The sequence below is a fragment of the Microbacterium sp. genome, from assembly GCF_029263575.1.
Taxonomy (GTDB): Bacteria; Actinomycetota; Actinomycetes; order Actinomycetales; family Microbacteriaceae; genus Microbacterium.
On sequence record NZ_JAJUFV010000068.1, the window covers coordinates 1 to 15,688 of the forward strand.

Sequence of the window (15,688 nt, forward strand, 5' to 3'; positions counted from 1 at the left end):
CGCATGGTGGAACAGGGCCTCGCGGCCGCCTTCCTGCCCGAGATGGTCGTGCGCGAAGCCGGACTGACGCTGCCTGCCAGCCCCGCGTTGCCGCTGGATCAGCGCCGCAGCGTCGTGTTTCTCGCGCGCAGCGGGACAGAGAGCAGACCCGCCCTGATCGCGATCAGGGATGCCGTGGCGCAGACGCTGCGCGCATCCGACAACGCGTAAGTTAATTTGACAGATTCTCGTCATAGAACATCGCTTTTGTTTACGGATTGCGATACGTAGGGTCAGAGGTGACGGCCAGTGCCAGCCGTGGCCTGGCCGTCGCCAAGACTCACCGCACAGGAGCGCATCATGACCAGCATCGACACGGCCTTCGCCGCAGCATCCACCGCCCCTCTGGTCGACGGCCCGGCGCTATGGCCGGCCCAGGCGCACGTGCCGAGCGTGATCGGCCGGCAGTTGGTCATCGACCGCGCCGAGGGCTCATACGTGTTCACGACCGATGGACGGCGCCTGTTCGACGGAACGGCCGGGCTCTGGCACGCCAACGTCGGCCACTCGCACCCCGAACTCGCCGAAGCCGCTTTCGAGCAGATGAAGCGGCTTGAGACCTACCACATCTTCGCGCGCTTCAGCAATGACAAAGCCCTCGCCCTCGGCGAGCGCCTCGCCGGTCTCGCCCCGATCGAGCGGGCCAAAGTGATCCTGAACTCGGGTGGTTCCGACGCGATCGACGTCGCCTGCAAGCTCGCCCGGCGGCACTGGCAGCGCGAAGGCCGCGAGACGAAGAAGATCATCCTCAGCCGCCAGCACGCCTACCACGGGCTGCACGCCTACGGCACGAGCATCGCCGGGCTCGACTTCAACCGCGAGGGCTACGGCACCGACTCGCTCGTACCGGAGACCGCCCGCGTGCCCTTCGACGACGCGGCCGCCCTGGAGCGCACGATCGCCGAGCTCGGCGCCGAGAACATCGCCGCATTCGTCACCGAGCCCGTGCAGGGAACCGGGGGCGTGAACCCGCCGACCCCCGGATACCTCGAAGCCGTGCAGCGACTGTGCCGTGACAACGACATCCTGCTCATCCTCGACGAGGTGATCACCGGCTTCGGTCGCACCGGCGAGATGTTCGCGGCCGAGCGCTACGGCGTCGACCCCGACATGGTCACCTTCGCCAAGGGCGTGACGTCGGGCTACGCTCCCCTGGGCGGCGTGCTCGTCGCGCCGCGCATCTGGGAGCCGTTCTACCTCGACTCCCCCGACACCCCGATCTTCCGCCATGGCGCGACCTACGCCGGACACACCACGGCCGCCGCCGTCGCCCTGCGCCACCTCGACATCCTCGAACGCGACCGGCTCGTGCCGCGCGTGCGCGAACTCGAAGTCGTGCTGCGCGACGAGCTGGTCGCCCTCGCCGCACGGCAGAGCGCGGTGATCGACGTGCGCTCGGCCGGGTTCCTCGGCGGCGTCACCCTGGCCGGACACCTCGCCGCCGAACGCGTCGCCGACCAGATCATCGAACTCGGCTTCATCTCCCGCCCGCTGCGCGGCAACACCCTGCAGATCAGTCCGCCCTTCATCGTCACCGACGACGAGGTACGCACCTTCGTCAGCGCCATCGAGCAGGCGATCACCATCGAGGAGAACCGATGACGGATGCCACGCTGCTGCCCTCGCGCGGAGCATCCGACGCCCTCGCCATCGCCGACGGCGTGATCGAATCGCTCGCGCTGCCGGCTGACGGCATCCGCGTCGACGACCCCGCGACGGGCGACGAGATCGCGCGCATTCCCGACCTCGATGTCGACGCCGCGCTCGACGCCGTCGTCCGCGCAGACCGCGCTGGCCGCGACTGGGCCCGCACGACACCGCGCCAGCGTGCCGATGTGCTGCACGCGTGGTGGCAACTGTTGATCGACCACACCGAACAGCTCGCGCACCTGATCACGCGCGAGATGGGAAAACCCCTGGCCGAGGCACGCGGTGAGGTGAAGTACGGCACCGACTTCGTGCGCTGGTATGCAGAAGAGGCCGTGCGCCCGGGCGGCGGATTCCGCGAAGCGCCCGACGGCGGCGCGCACATCATCACCCGGCGCGCCCCCGTGGGCCTGGCCGTGCTCATCACGCCGTGGAACTTTCCGCTCGCCATGGCCACCCGGAAGATCGCCCCCGCCCTCGCCGCCGGATGCCCCGTCGTCGTGAAGCCCGCCACGCTCACCCCGCTGACGACGATCTACGCCGTGCAGCTGGCTGTGCAGGCCGGTGTGCCCGAAGACCTCGTGCGAGTCGTGACGACGTCGAGCTCGTCGGCCTTCAGCGAGGCGGTGCTGCGCGACGCGCGCGTGCGAAAGGTCTCTTTCACCGGATCGACCCCCGTGGGCAAGACGCTGCTGTCGCTCGCAAGCGAGAACGTGCTGCGCTGCTCGATGGAGCTGGGCGGCAACGCTCCCCTGCTCGTCTTCGATGACGCTGACCTCGAACGCGCTGTCGCTGGCACAGTCGCGGCAAAACTGCGAAACGGCGGCCAGTCATGCATCGCAGCGAATCGCATCTACGTGCAAGAGGGCATCGCCGACGACTTCGTCGAGGCGCTTGCTGAGCGGCTGGGCCAGGCCACCGTGGGCAGTGGCTTCGACCCCGAAACGACCGTCGGGCCGCTCATCGATGACCGCGCGGTACGGCAGATGCGCGAACTCGCCCAGGAGGCGATCGAGCACGGTGCCGTCTCGCGCGCCGGTGGCGCGACACCGGCCGGAGCGGGGAACTTCTTCGCCCCGACCGTGCTCGATCACGTGCCCGCCTCGTCGCGCATCGCTCAGAGCGAGATCTTCGGACCGATTGCCGCGGTGCAGCGTTTCCGCACCGAAGACGAAGCGCTCGAGCGTGCGAACGCCACCGAGTTCGGCCTCGCCGGCTACGTGTTCACGGAGAGCCTCGACCGAGCCTTCGCGGTTGCCGACAGACTGGAGACCGGACTCGTCGGCATCAACCAGGGCGTTCCGTCCAACGCGGCGGCCCCCTTCGGCGGCGTCAAGCAGTCGGGCCTCGGCCGCGAAGGCAGCGCCGAAGGCCTGGAGGAATACCAGAGCATCCGGTTCTACAACATCGCCCAACGTTCACGCGCCTGAGACCGGCAGTAAGGAAAGTCATGCGCATCTCAACCGTCGCAGAGATCAAGCCGCAAGAGGCGCGGGTCGCCCTCACGCCCGCGGGAGCAGCCGACCTCGTGCGGCGCGGCCACGACGTCGCCGTCGAGACCGGCGCAGGTGTGAAAGCCGGCTACCCGGACGAGGAATACGTCGTCGCCGGAGCGCAGATCGTCAGCCAAGCGGATGCCTGGGCATCCGCCGACCTTCTCGTCAAAGTGAAAGAGCCGATTGCATCGGAGTACCAGTATCTCCGGCCCGACCTGACACTGTTCACCTACCTGCACCTGGCCGCCGACCGCGCGCTGACCGAAGCGCTGCTCGACTCGGGCACACTCGCGATCGCCTACGAGACCGTCCAGGACGAGACCGGGCTGCCGCTGCTGTCGCCGATGAGCGAGATCGCCGGGCGCCTCGCCGCGCAGGCCGCCGCACACCACCTCACGCTGCAGGGCGGCGGACCCGGGTTGCTGCTGGGCGGATCGCCCGGTGTCGCGCCCAGCCGCGTCGTCGTCATCGGCGGCGGCGTCGTCGGAACGCAGGCTGCGCTGCTGGCCGTAGGGCTGCAGGCCGAGGTCACGATCATCGACATGTCGCCCACTCGCGTGCGGCAGCTCGGCGAACAGTTCGCCGGGCGCGCCCGTGTGCTGATGTCAGACGCCGCCACAGTCGAACGCGAGCTCGCGCAGGCCGACGTCGTGATCGGGGCCGTGCTGGTTCCCGGTCGCGCAGCGCCCAAGGTCGTCACACGCGAACAGCTGCGGATTCTGCGACCGGGGTCGCTGCTGATCGACGTCGCCATCGACCAGGGCGGCGCTTTCGAGACCTCCCATCCGACGACGTACGAAAACCCGATCTTCGTCGTCGATGGCATCCGTCACTACTGCGTCGCGAACATGCCCGGCGCCGTGCCGCGCACCGCCACACACGCGCTGACGAACGCGACGCTGCCGTACATCCGCAGCATCGCCGATCAGGGTGTCGACGCGGCGCTGGAGGGATCTACGGCACTCGCGCGTGGTGTGAACACGCGGGCGGGGCGCATCGAGTATGCCGGGGTCGCGGCGGCGTTCGCCGATCTGGCTTAGGTGTGGGGCGGCCGGGCCGGTCCCGCGGCCGCGCCGGGCATAACTCCTCAAAACCGGGCGAGTCAGGTGCTGCGGAGGTTTCGGGATCGGCGGGCAGATGCCCGTGTTTGCGCGGATCGCGCGGTCGTTCGCAACTGCCGCGGGCGGCGGCACCGGCGTTCTTTGCTGAATTATGCCCGCGCGCCGCGGCGCACGCGGCCGCGCTGGCGCTGCAGAAGCCAGCATCCGACGTAGATCAGGAACGAGATCGTCGTGATGTACGGGCTCACCGGCAGGGTTCCGGCAAGCGCGAGCAGAATGCCGCCGACCGCGGAGACGAAGCCGAACAGCGCCGCCAGCAGCGGAACGGCCAACGGGCCCGCGCTCACGCGCATGGCCGCAGCCGCCGGGGTCACCAGCAGCGCCATCACCAGCAACGCACCGATGATGTGCACGCTCACCGCGACGATCAGCCCGAGCAAGACCATGAAACCGAGGCTCAGGGCGCGGGTCGGAATGCCGCGCGCACCCGCAGCCACCGGGTCGAGCGAGTCGAAGCGCAGCGGGTTCCACATCAGCAGCAGTCCGATGAAGACGAACACGCTGATGCCGATCAGCCAACCGAGGTCGGGGCTCGAGACCGAGACGATCTGTCCGGTCAACAGGCTGAAGCGATTGGCGCTTCGCCCGTCATAGAGCGAGAGGAAGAGGATGCCGAGTCCGAGGCCGAACGGCATGAGCACCCCGACGATGGAGTTGCGGTCGCGCGCTCTGGAGCCCAACAGGCCGATGAGCATCGCTGCCACGATCGCTCCGCCGAGCGATCCGGCCACCACGCTGCCGCCGAACAGCAACGCGGCCGCGGCGCCGGCGAATGACAGCTCGCTCACCCCGTGCACGGCGAAGGCGAGGTCGCGCTGCATGACGAAGACGCCGATGAGCCCGCCCACGATGCCGAGCACAGCGCCGGCGATGATCGAGTTCATGAGCAGCTCGACCAGAGCGCCGTAGTCCTGGAAGGAGAAGATGTCGCCCCAGTCGATCATGCGCGTGCCTCCTCACCGTGTGCGGGCGCCGGGTGCGTGTGCACGGGCGCTTGGCGCGGAGAAGTGCGCTTGGCGCGGACCGAATTGTGAGTTTCCTCCGAAGAACGTGCGATTCTCCGAAGGTGCTGCACACACGGCGCGGCCATCAGACGTCATCCTCCGCGTCGTGATGCGGCTCCGCGTCCGGAACTCCGACGACGACCAGTCGATCGCCCGCGCGAAGCACGAACACCGGCGTGCCGTAGAGGTCGGTCAGCACGCGGCTCTGCAGCACCTCATCGGGGGTTCCGAGCACGAAACGGCCACCAGCGATGTACAGGATGCGATCGACGCGGCCGAGGATCGGATTGATGTCGTGCGTGACGAACAGCACCGCGGCATCGCGCTCGCGCCGCTGCCGGTCGATGATCTCGGTGATGCCGACCTGATTGGCGAGGTCGAGGTTCGACAGCGGCTCGTCGCACAGCAGCAGCATCGGCTCGTCGGCAAGCGCCTGCCCGACCCGGAGGCGCTGCTGTTCGCCGCCCGACAGGAGCCCGACGCGGCGGTCGGCGAATCCGGTGGCGCCCACGCCGTCGAGCAGGGCATCGACGCGTTCGCGGTCGCCGCGGCGCGGAATCGGCAGGCCGAACCGGGTGCCGCTGACGCCGAGAGCGACGACGTCACGCGCACGCATGCTCGTGTCGGGCGGCAGCGGACGCTGCTGCGGAATGTAGCCGATCCGCGCGTTGCCGCGGTGCACCGGTTGGTCGGCGACGCGGATGCTGCCCTCGCTGAGCGGCTGCAGCCCGAGGATGGCCCGCATGAGCGTGGTCTTGCCGGAGCCCGAGGGTCCGAGCACGGCGATGAACTCGCCGGGCTGCACGGTCAGGTCGAGCCCTGACCACAGTTCACGTCGGTCACGCGTCAGCGCTGCGCCGCGAATCTCCAGCACGGGGACGCGCGCGGCGCCGCCCGCACTCACGAATCGAGTGCGTCGGCGAGGTTCTGAATCGCATCACGCATCCACTCAGCGTACGACGATCCGTCCTCGAGTAGTTCCGTGAAGGCGACAACCGGGATGCCGGCGGCCTCCGCCGCCTCTTCGACCCGCTGCGTCTCTGCCCCACCGGTCTGCGCGTTCGTGAGCAGCACGGCCACGTCGCCGCTGTCGATCACCTCAAGTGCGTCGAGCAATGTGGCCGGTGCCACGTCGTTGCCTTCTTCAACGGCTTCGGCGAAACCCTTGGGCGTGACGTCTTCGAGGCCCGCGGCCGCGGCGATGTAGCCGGGAAGCGGCTCGGTGATGAACACCGCCGCGCCGTTCGCCTCGGTCGAGAGGGTTTCCAGGTCGGCCTCGAACCCTTCGAGCTCTGCGATGATCTCGTCGGCTGAAGCCGTGAACTCGGCAGCCCCGTCGGGATCGATCTCACTCAGTTCATCGGAGATTCCCTCGACGACGTGGATCATCGTGTGCGGATCGAACCAGACATGCTCGTTGAAACCCTCGATGTGGTCGTGGCCGGCGTGCTCGTCATGCTCGTCTTCGGCGTGGTCATGGTCGGCGTGCTCATCATGCTCAGCGTGCTCTTCATCGGCATGCTCGTCGGCATCGGCATCCGCATCCGCGTGTTCGTCGGCATGCTCGTCAGCGTCGTCATGTTCGTGTTCGTCGTCATGCCCCTCGCTGTCGGGGAAATCGTGCGAGAACTCAACGGCGGTAAGCACGTGCGCGTCTGACCCGTCGAGCAGCGTGTCGACGAAAGCGTCGTATCCGCCACCGTTCTTGATGACGAGATCGGCGTCCTGCACCGTGAGGCGATCGCGAGCGGATGCCTCGTAGGAGTGCGGGTCTTGGCGCGCGGAGGTGATGATCGAGGTCACCTCGACGCGGTCACCGCCGATCTGTTCGGCCAGGGATCCGTAAACGTTGGTGGATGCCGTCACCCGGATCCGGCCGTCGTCTGCCTCGCCTCCGCCTGCTGCGGTGGAGCATCCCGCCAGGATGAGCGCGGATGCGGAGAGGAGAGCGGCGGCACGGAGTTTCTGCATCCTTCAATAGTACACGCTAATGATAACCATTCTCACCAGTTTGATCCGTGGCGGCGCGCCCTCACCTGCCCAGTACAGATGTCTGCCCATTTCACAGATGTCGGCCCAGATCCCGATTTCCGCCCTGCATCCGTGATGTGAACCGACATCTGTATCGGCGCACATCCGCCGCGCGCTCGAATCGGCCGGATCAGTTATGAGATGACTCCGAACCCGCTCCGGTTGGCTACCTGTTGCTCCATGGGATCACTGGGATCGGCTGCGTCGCGAAGGATCACGCTGCGTCACGAAAGGTGCTCCAATGTAGGGAAATTTGCCGAGGCCCGGAAAACCGCGGTTCTAGCGGCCCCAGCGCCACTCTAACTCTGCAGCACACAACGCCGTCGATGTATGCGCTGCTTGCTTCAGCGTGGCCACGACTCTCATCGACCTGTCAGTGCCGCTGATCCCTGAAATGAGGTCTAGAGTGATTTCAGAGTCGATCTGAGGGTTCTCTGTTCTCTGCACCGCGAGCCAGAGGAAGATGTCGGAATCCTTGAGCGCGAACGCTGAGGTCTTGTAGTCTAGGCGGATAGTGTCATCGCCACCGCGAAGAACTGCTTCGAGTGCTTTTGCAGCACCTGAGCGACGATGCACAAGAGTGGTGTTCCGGGACGATACGAGGATGGAGATGTGCTCGGGCCCCGCCATCGTGATGACCACGTCGATACCTTGAAGCAGCCGCACTTCTGCTTGGGCGGTAGCGCCCTGAGCGCGGGGTACGGATCGTGTCTCAGTAGTAATACCGCTTGCGGATCATCCGCGGGAGATATCCGTCAGCTTCCAGCGGCTCTGGCTCAGAGATTGGCGGAGCTACATCCGCGAACCCCATGTTCGACTCCGCATTGTTCGTGCTGGCCCACCCGCCGGTATGGGTCGCCAGCTGCGGTGGGAGGTGCGCCAGCTTCTCCCGGATCTCGTCGAGCGTCATCGTCGTTCGCGATGTCAGCGGGGTGACGTTGACGGAGTCGTTGCTCAGTACGGGCATGTCCCTTTCTTATCACCCGTAGGGTCTCGACCAGGTCCGGCTTACGGACGAGCGCGGCGACGAGTCCTCGAATCAGCTTGCGCGGGTGATGCCACCCGTACTCAACGGTGAACTCGCTGTTCTCTGGGACGTGCGTCAGATCCCACCGGGCTTCGGCCCATCGCCACTCGCCAACGCGGGGCTGAGCAGAGCCGAGGTCGATGTCGAAGCCGCGCGTCTCGTCGTTCGGCAGCACGGTCGGGAACTCGTTGTACTCGTCCGAGTCATCAACGAAAGGTCGAAGTGGCGCGGTCTGCACCTTGACGTGGAGGACCAGCTCTGGCACGAGGAGCTTCCGAAGGCTCCAACGGCAAAGCCACCCGGTGGGCGGGATCAGCACTTTGACGGTGAACGGGCCCGACGCCTTCGCTCGTCGAGTCGTCGTGATGTCGATGCTGCTCAGCGGCTTCGGAGCCCCTGGAACGAACCAACGCACGTGTACGCGGGGAACACCGAGGAAGACCACGATAACGAACTACATACCGTCTAGTGTTTGATGGGCTTCACCCCGAACCCTTAACGCGCACGGCGGTCTTGGGCAGCAACGGCAGGGCTGGTGGCGTCGAGGTCGAGGGGCAATGCGAGGTCAAGGAGCGGTCCGATGGCAGCTGGCGTCAAACCGATCTGCTCAGCCAGCAGGATGCGCGGTTCGCGTCATCGTACCTGCGTCGTTGTATCGTCAGCCTGGTTGCGTCGCAGTTCTCTTGACAGGCGCCATTCAAAGCGCGCCGCTGTCGCAGGGCAGTGGTATCACTGGACTGTCGGTGACGAGGCCGACCCTCGAGAACGGTACAGAGATGGCAAACGGCGATATCCGGACCTACTACGAAGACGGCCAGTGGAAGTCAAAGGTCGACGGCAGCTCGCGCGCCGCGCACGTCGGTGGCACCAAGGCGGAGCAGTCGGCCGTAGGACGCGAGATGGCGCGTGAGCGCAAGGTAGAGCACCGCATCACCCGCACCGACGGTGCGGTCACACAGCAGAACTCCTACGGCAACGACCCCGAGTCGAGCAAGGGCTGACCTCTTAGCCCCTGCGCCCGCTGCCATCGTCGGAATCGCGCCGAGTGCCGAACAAGCGGCGCCGCACCCGGTCGTCATCCCACTACCGATGCTGCCGCGTGAGTAGTGGGATGACGTTGCTGGGTCTCGCGTCGTGCGTTTGTTCCGCTTCGACGGCGGATGGAGTCCGGGCGACGACCACTTCGAAGAGGTCACGCGGCGCGCGCGCTTGGTCAATGAGGGACTCGCGGTCGATGCCCACGGACTCGAGGAGCCCGACCGAGCTGGGCAGCATCGAGGGCTGCTCCGTGGCCGTGATGAGTCCTGGCTCCTGCCTCCGCCATCCACGCTGAGTCAATGTGATGACGGCGTTGCGGTACGTCACGTCGCTAATTGTTCCCAGCCGCCGTGCTCGGAACAGCAGCGCCTGGATGCTGACTCCCCACTGCTCCTTCAGCGCGCCCAACGCATCCCACGCCCGCGCATTCATCGACGTGGGCAGCAACCCCCGCAGTTCGTCCGCCGGCATGAGCAACTCCGAGGCGAAGCGGTTGGCCTGGTCCTCGACGATGCGACCACCCGGCTCAGCGTCTCGGTGCATCACGAGGTGACCGAGTTCATGGGCGATATCGAAGCGCTGACGGTAGTAGTCACGTTTCGTCGGGTTCAGGATGACCACTGGTCGAGCAGCAGACTCGAAAGAGTACGCGTCGACAGCTGAGGTCTGAGGTGGGCTGAACACCACAAGCACGCCGTGGTTCTCGAGTAGTCGCACGAGATGGCCCATTGGCCCAGTCCCGACATCCCATGCCTGGCGCAACCGGTGCGCAGCCTCCTCCGGTGCCCCATGGTCATCGTCGATAAGTACCTCGATGGAGGGAACGTTCACATGCGGAAACTCGACGTGCTTCTCCACAGCCTCGGCGATGTCGGCCGCGAGCATGCCGAACGCAAGGGCTTGGTCTCGAGCGCGCTGGCTTGTGGAGCGCAAAGATCGAAAGTGCGGGACAGGGCTCTCGTGCGTCGCGGTCACACCTCGCGGGCTGAAGAACTCGGGGGTGACCCCCAGACTCATCGCCAGTTCTGCGATATTCGCCGACGTGGGTCGTTTAGCCCCCGACTCCCAAGCGGCGACAGCCGTTGAGCTCTTGCCGATCTGCGCCGCCAACTCGCTCTTGCGGAGGCCTTCGAGCTGGCGTGCCAGGGTGAGTCGTTCTGGTGAGAACAGCGTCACTTGACGTCCTCCGCGGCCGCTGCCGGACGCAGACGCACTGCAACGTCGGGTTCGTCGGAGCGCGGCGGGACCGCGCCCGGCTTCGGGCGGGCGACAGGCCCTCCGTCAGTTCCGGCCTCGAGGTCCTCTGTCCAGTTCCACGGGTTACCCAGGTCGTCGTTGTAGCGCGAGTGACCAATGATGAGCTCCCGCTCGAAAGTTGCCAGGTTCAGTGCATGCCCAAGGACGTACGTGGGCATGCCGACGACCGGAAGCACGTCCTGCGCGGCGAGGTCTTCGCGCTCGGCGGCCTGCAGAATCTGGTCGAGCAGAGTGGAAGGGACGAATGCCTCGGGCATCTGACGCGACACAGCTTGTACAGTGGGGGTCGCGCGGGTCCAGTCGAGCCTGGCACGCTCGCCAACTTCGAAGGCGTGTGTGATGAACCGGAACCCCTCGAGACTCCACCCGTTGCTGCCGTTGAGGTTCGAGCGAGTCACGGTGCCCGCAGGCATAAGGGGCATCGTCGTGCGTGCCGTTTCAGAAAGGCCTTCGAACAGGAAGTCCAGCCCCGCCGACTCCATGCCTGCGTCGACTGCGTAGTCACCGCAGGAGAAGACACGGTCGAGCCTGTTGGCGAGCACCTCGTAACGGCCGACGCCCGCGGTGAGTGCCCCGTAGCCAGACCCCCTGGTGAAGTCCTCCAGGATCTGCTCGCATGCGACGCCAAACGCCCAGGACAGGCCTGCGATAGCGTTCGTACGGCGAAGGGCCTCGAGGACGTCATCTCGGTTCATCACACGTCGAGAGTACACCCATATCCAGTAATTGTGTGCTCATCGGCAACCAAACGCGCGCATGTCTTGCCTTCTCAGACCGTGATCGCTCTATGCTCGCGACGACAGCGGACAGACGACGGACCTCGCTCCGATGTCGTCGGCCGCGTGTAACCTGACGTTGTGACCGTGCCCGAATCGTTGCCACAGGTGCTGATCTTCATCGCCATGCTTGTGCCGGGCGTCAGCTTCGTGACCGTGCGCACCTGGTACGTCGGCTGGCGGACGCCGGACTATGGAGCTGGTTCTCGCATCCTTGAAGCGCTCTACGTCAGTGCGATCTTCGTCATCGTCTATGTGGGACTCGGCCTCGCTGTTTTCGGACTCGCGAGCGAGTTGACAGGGATGGCCACCCTGGGATCCTTCGAGCACTGGGTCAACGACGGGTGGCGAGACACACCGGCATGGTGGATCGGGCTCGTCACCGTCTTGCTGCTCGTGGCGATCCCCGGAGGTGTGGCGGCACTGATGAGTTGGAGCCGCCTCATCACGAAGGTGGACGACAACGGCAAGGTCACCCGCAAGCGGCGTCGCGTCAATCGGAACCAGAGCCTTCCCAGGGCATGGGATCTGTCGGCGTACGGCGCCGAGACACCACGATTCGTGCGGGTGAAGACCAGCTCCGGCGTCTACATAGGTGGATGGTTCGACGTGGAGGGATACGTGAGCACGTATCCCTATGACCGGGACATCTTCATCGCGCACCAATGGCGGATGAGCAAGCGCGGGCAGTTCCTGGAGCCTATCCAGGACTCGCTCGGCGTTTGGATCCCCATCACCGACGATTGCCATGTGGAGTGGATCGCCGCTCCACCACAGAAGGAGGAGCCATGACCGACAAGGGTCGCCAGTCAGAGCCATTCTCGAAAGGCAGATCGCCCCGACGCGGGGGCGAAGGCGCGAAGCCGACGAACGGCAGCAACCCCAACCAGGCCGTTAAGCCACCGTCGAGCGGCCCCTCCGGTGGAGCCGGCGACTCCGGCGCTTCGAAGAAGTAGCGACCATGGCTCACGAACGCCAGCAGCGCCGACCCTCGAAGAGCGAGGGACAGTTCGGCGCAAGCCCGAGCATGATGAAGCCGAACCAGTCCGCCAAGCCTCCAACACAGGGACCAAAGGGAACCGCCGGCGACTCAGGCACGAAGGGGCGTTAGGCACGATTGCCGACAGCCGTCGGGCTAGCAACGAAAGTCAGTTCGCGCCGGGGTAGAGGTTCACACCGACTGCGCGCTCCAGCCGCGAGACCGTCAAGAGGTCGGGCCAGACGGACCCGGCCAACACATGCCGGATGGTGCGCTCGTCCAGGCCGGCATCTCGTGCCACGGCTCGCACGCTTCGGTCTCCGAGCGCATCGCGCAGGTTGAGCACGAAGCGTCGCACGGCCTCACCAGCGGGGTCGGAGGTCGGAGTGTCCGGCCACTGATCCACGAGAGCCGCGCGCGGATTACGAGGAATACGTTCGGTCATCAACGCCCTCCCATGGCGTCTGGTGGTGATCCCAGCGATCCCATGGAGCAACTACCGGATCTGGAGCAGATCTGGTTTTCAGGAGCAACTTGAATGCTCCGTTGGCGCGGGTTCGGAGTCATCTCATATCAGTCGACGAGCAGGGCGGGCTCCTCCAGCACGCTGGCCACGTCGGCGATGAAGCGGCTCATGCCATCGCCGTCGACGACCCGGTGATCAAACGACCCGGCGACCGTGGTGACGTAGCGCGGACGCACCTCGCCGTCGACGACCCACGGCTTCTGGCTGATCGTTCCCATCGCCACGATGCCGGCTTCTCCCGGGTTGATGATCGGCGTGCCGGCATCCATCCCGAAGACACCGATGTTGGTGATCGTTATCGTGCCGCCGGCCTGGTCCGCCGGTGCCGTCTTGCCCTCGCGTGCGGTGAGCGTCAGACGGTTCAGCGCGCGGGCGAGATCCTTCATGCCGAGCGTCTGAGCGTCTTTGATGTTCGGTACGAGCAGGCCGCGCGGTGTCGCCGCTGCGATGCCGAGGTTCACATAGTGACGCACCGAGATCTCGGCGCCGTTCTCGCTCTCGATCCAGGCCGCGTTGACCATCGGGTTTCGCCGTACCGCCCAGATCACCGCGCGCGCGACGATCAGCAGCGGCGACACCTTGATGTCGGCGAAATCGGGCGAGGTCTTCAGCCGCCCCACGAGTTCCATCGTGCGGGTCGCATCGACCTCTTTCCACACCGTCACGTGCGGTGCACTGTAGGCGCTCTGCACCATGGCTGAGGCGCTGACCTTGCGCACACCTTTGACGGGAATCGACTCGGTGCGCTCAGCATCCGCCGCCGACACCCGCGGAGCCGGCGCCACACCCCGCGCCAGGCCGACCGGCGCGCTCTGCGGCGCCGGCATCGTCTCCTCACGCACATCGCCCCACTCGGGCGTTTCGATGTTGCGGAACACACTCGCCTGCGAAGCGTGCTTCATCACGTCGTCACGGGTGACCTCGCCGTCAGCACCGGTCGGCGCCACCGATGACAGATCGACATTGAGATCCCGGGCGAGCTTGCGGATGGGCGGCTTCGCGATCACTCCGACCGATGAGCGCACCGGGCGCTGCGCTGGCCGCTTGCGTCGCGAGGTCGCACCGGCGCCGCTGCCATAGCCGACGAGAACCGAACCGCTGGCATCTTCGGCCTCGGCCCCTTCGACCGGCTCAGGGGCCGAAGAACCGGCGCCGGCCAAAGAACCGGCCTCGGGCGAAGCCGAAGCATCCGAAACGAAGCTGATGATCGGCGCACCGACCTCGACCGTCGCGCCTTCCTTCACAAGCAGCTCGCCCACCACGCCCGCATAGGGCGAGGGGAGCTCAACCAGAGACTTGGCCGTCTCGATCTCGACCAGCACGTCGTTGATCGCGACCGTGTCTCCGGCGGCGACCTTCCACGTGACGATGTCAGCTTCGGTGAGGCCTTCGCCGACGTCGGGAAGGTTGAAGTTCTGGGTGTTCATAGTTGATCCTCTCGTGCCTGCATCAGTAGGCCAGCGACCGGTCGACGGCTTCGAGAATGCGATCGGCGTCCGGAAGGAAGGTGCCCTCCAACTTGGCGGGCGGGAACGGAGCGTCATAGCCCGACACACGCAGCACTGGCGCCTCCAGCGCGTAGAAAACGCGCTCCATCACGGTCGCCGCGATCTCGCTTCCGATGCTGACGAACCCGGCCGCCTCCTGTGCGTAAACGACGCGGCCGGTCTTGCGTGCTGAGCTGAGGATCGGACCGTAATCGACCGGCGACAGTGACCGCACGTCGACGACCTCGCAGCTGGTGCCCTCACTGTCGGCGATGGCGGCGGCTTCGAGCAGTGTGGTCACCATGGCGCCGTGCCCGACCAGGGTCACGTCGCTTCCTGTTCGCACCACCCGCGAGGTGTGCAGCGGCACGGCCGGCTGGTCGAGTTCGACCTCGCCCTTCTGCCAGTACCGACTCTTGGGCTCCATGAAGATCACGGGGTCTTTCGAGGCGATCGCCTCCTGAATCATCCAGTACGCATCGTTCGGCGTCGATGGCGATACCACCCGCAGACCCGGGGTGTGAGCGAAGTAGGCTTCCGGGCTCTCTTGGTGGTGCTCGACGGCGCCGATGTGTCCGCCATAGGGGATGCGAATCACGATCGGCATCGACAGCGCACCCTCGTGTCGGTTCGTGAGCTTCGCCAGCTGCGTGGTGATCTGATCGAACGCGGGAAACACGAACCCGTCGAACTGAATCTCGACCACGGGGCGGAATCCGGCCATCGCCAGCCCGATCGCCGTGCCGACGATCCCCGACTCCGCCAGCGGCGTATCCAGCACGCGCTTGTCGCCGAAGTCGCGCTGCAGGTGCTCCGTGATGCGGAACACCCCGCCGAGCTTGCCGATGTCCTCACCCATGAGGAGAACCTTCGGGTCGTCTTCCATCGCCTTGCGCAGGCCCGCGTTCAGTGCCCGGCTGAAGGGCATCGCCTCAAGAGTCATGCGTGCGCTCCCGGCTGGTCGAAGGATGCTTCGTACTGCGCGCGCCACGCGCGCTGCTCGTCCATGAGCGGATGCGGTTCGCTGTAGACGTGGTTGAAGATCTTGTCGGCGGGCGGTGACTCCAGCGCCAGAGTGTGAACACGCAGGTCGTCGGCGACGGCGGCGGCTTCGGCATCGACATCGTCGAAGAGCGCCTGCGCGGCGCCCTTGCCCTCGAGGAAGGCGCGCATGCGGATGATGGGGTCGCGAAGCGCCCATGCCTCTTCTTCATCGCTGCCGCGATACTTGGTCGGGTCGTCGCTCGTGGTGTGCGCGCC

17 protein-coding genes are annotated in these 15,688 nt (G+C 66.1%); 6 read left to right on the forward strand and 11 right to left on the reverse strand.

The features are described 5' to 3' along the window. The 4 genes from Q1J95_RS08645 to ald all read left to right on the forward strand — a co-directional run. On the forward strand, positions 1–210 hold a 210-nt coding region (locus Q1J95_RS08645), incomplete at its 5' end, for a hypothetical protein (RefSeq protein WP_300267084.1). Between the two features lie 129 nt (positions 211–339). After that, the gene (locus Q1J95_RS08650; protein WP_300267085.1) at positions 340–1,641 is read left to right on the forward strand and encodes an aminotransferase class III-fold pyridoxal phosphate-dependent enzyme; all 1,302 of its coding nucleotides are present in this window, start codon (positions 340–342) and stop codon (positions 1,639–1,641) included. Then, positions 1,638–3,116: an NAD-dependent succinate-semialdehyde dehydrogenase gene (locus Q1J95_RS08655; RefSeq protein ID WP_300267086.1), complete on the forward strand. Its 1,479-nt coding sequence runs from the start codon at positions 1,638–1,640 to the stop codon at positions 3,114–3,116. Before Q1J95_RS08650 ends, Q1J95_RS08655 begins: the two co-directional genes overlap by 4 nt. Positions 3,117–3,136: 20 nt before the next feature. Beyond that, positions 3,137–4,222 (forward strand): alanine dehydrogenase, encoded by a 1,086-nt coding sequence (gene ald / locus Q1J95_RS08660; protein ID WP_300267087.1) that lies wholly within the window; start codon positions 3,137–3,139, stop codon positions 4,220–4,222. A 170-nt stretch (positions 4,223–4,392) separates the two neighbouring features. Here the strand turns inward: ald and Q1J95_RS08665 are convergent, their stop codons facing one another. From Q1J95_RS08665 to Q1J95_RS08685, 5 genes are all read right to left on the reverse strand, one after another. After that, positions 4,393–5,247, reverse strand: a complete 855-nt coding sequence (locus tag Q1J95_RS08665) for a metal ABC transporter permease (RefSeq protein WP_300267088.1) — start codon at positions 5,245–5,247, stop codon at positions 4,393–4,395. Positions 5,248–5,392: 145 nt separating this feature from the next. After that, the gene (locus Q1J95_RS08670; protein WP_300267089.1) at positions 5,393–6,211 is read right to left on the reverse strand and encodes a metal ABC transporter ATP-binding protein; all 819 of its coding nucleotides are present in this window, start codon (positions 6,209–6,211) and stop codon (positions 5,393–5,395) included. After that, positions 6,208–7,278: a zinc ABC transporter substrate-binding protein gene (locus Q1J95_RS08675; RefSeq protein ID WP_300267090.1), complete on the reverse strand. Its 1,071-nt coding sequence runs from the start codon at positions 7,276–7,278 to the stop codon at positions 6,208–6,210. Before Q1J95_RS08675 ends, Q1J95_RS08670 begins: the two co-directional genes overlap by 4 nt. Before the next feature lie 339 nt (positions 7,279–7,617). Further along, positions 7,618–7,980, reverse strand: coding sequence for a hypothetical protein (locus Q1J95_RS08680; RefSeq protein ID WP_300267091.1), 363 nt, complete (start codon positions 7,978–7,980; stop codon positions 7,618–7,620). A gap of 70 nt (positions 7,981–8,050) precedes the next feature. Continuing rightward, positions 8,051–8,305: a hypothetical protein gene (locus Q1J95_RS08685; RefSeq protein ID WP_300267092.1), complete on the reverse strand. Its 255-nt coding sequence runs from the start codon at positions 8,303–8,305 to the stop codon at positions 8,051–8,053. 836 nt (positions 8,306–9,141) lie between these two features. Between Q1J95_RS08685 and Q1J95_RS08690 the strand changes: the two genes are divergently transcribed. Beyond that, positions 9,142–9,366 carry a DUF2188 domain-containing protein gene (locus Q1J95_RS08690; protein WP_300267093.1) on the forward strand — a complete coding sequence of 75 codons (225 nt, stop codon included), beginning with the start codon at positions 9,142–9,144 and terminating at the stop codon, positions 9,364–9,366. Positions 9,367–9,448: 82 nt separating this feature from the next. Here Q1J95_RS08690 and Q1J95_RS08695 read toward each other — a convergent pair whose 3' ends face one another. Then, entirely contained in the window at positions 9,449–10,579 is a 1,131-nt protein-coding gene (locus Q1J95_RS08695) for an XRE family transcriptional regulator (protein WP_300267094.1), read from the reverse strand. Then, entirely contained in the window at positions 10,576–11,355 is a 780-nt protein-coding gene (locus tag Q1J95_RS08700) for a hypothetical protein (protein WP_300267095.1), read from the reverse strand. The genes Q1J95_RS08695 and Q1J95_RS08700 overlap by 4 nt, the downstream gene beginning before the upstream one ends. Before the next feature lie 162 nt (positions 11,356–11,517). On the opposite strand from Q1J95_RS08700, the gene Q1J95_RS08705 reads away from it, so the two are divergent. Beyond that, positions 11,518–12,228, forward strand: coding sequence for a DUF6338 family protein (locus Q1J95_RS08705; protein ID WP_300267096.1), 711 nt, complete (start codon positions 11,518–11,520; stop codon positions 12,226–12,228). Between the two features lie 356 nt (positions 12,229–12,584). Here Q1J95_RS08705 and Q1J95_RS08710 read toward each other — a convergent pair whose 3' ends face one another. The 4 genes from Q1J95_RS08710 to Q1J95_RS08725 all read right to left on the reverse strand — a co-directional run. Then, positions 12,585–12,860 carry a helix-turn-helix transcriptional regulator gene (locus Q1J95_RS08710; RefSeq protein ID WP_300267097.1) on the reverse strand — a complete coding sequence of 92 codons (276 nt, stop codon included), beginning with the start codon at positions 12,858–12,860 and terminating at the stop codon, positions 12,585–12,587. A 128-nt stretch (positions 12,861–12,988) separates the two neighbouring features. Next, positions 12,989–14,368, reverse strand: a complete 1,380-nt coding sequence (locus Q1J95_RS08715; RefSeq protein ID WP_300267098.1) for a dihydrolipoamide acetyltransferase family protein — start codon at positions 14,366–14,368, stop codon at positions 12,989–12,991. A 22-nt stretch (positions 14,369–14,390) separates the two neighbouring features. Then, a complete protein-coding gene (locus tag Q1J95_RS08720) occupies positions 14,391–15,371 on the reverse strand; it encodes an alpha-ketoacid dehydrogenase subunit beta (RefSeq protein WP_300267099.1) in 981 nt (326 codons plus the stop codon). Beyond that, on the reverse strand, positions 15,368–15,688 hold a 321-nt coding region (locus Q1J95_RS08725; protein ID WP_300267101.1), incomplete at its 5' end, for a thiamine pyrophosphate-dependent enzyme. The genes Q1J95_RS08720 and Q1J95_RS08725, both read right to left, overlap by 4 nt.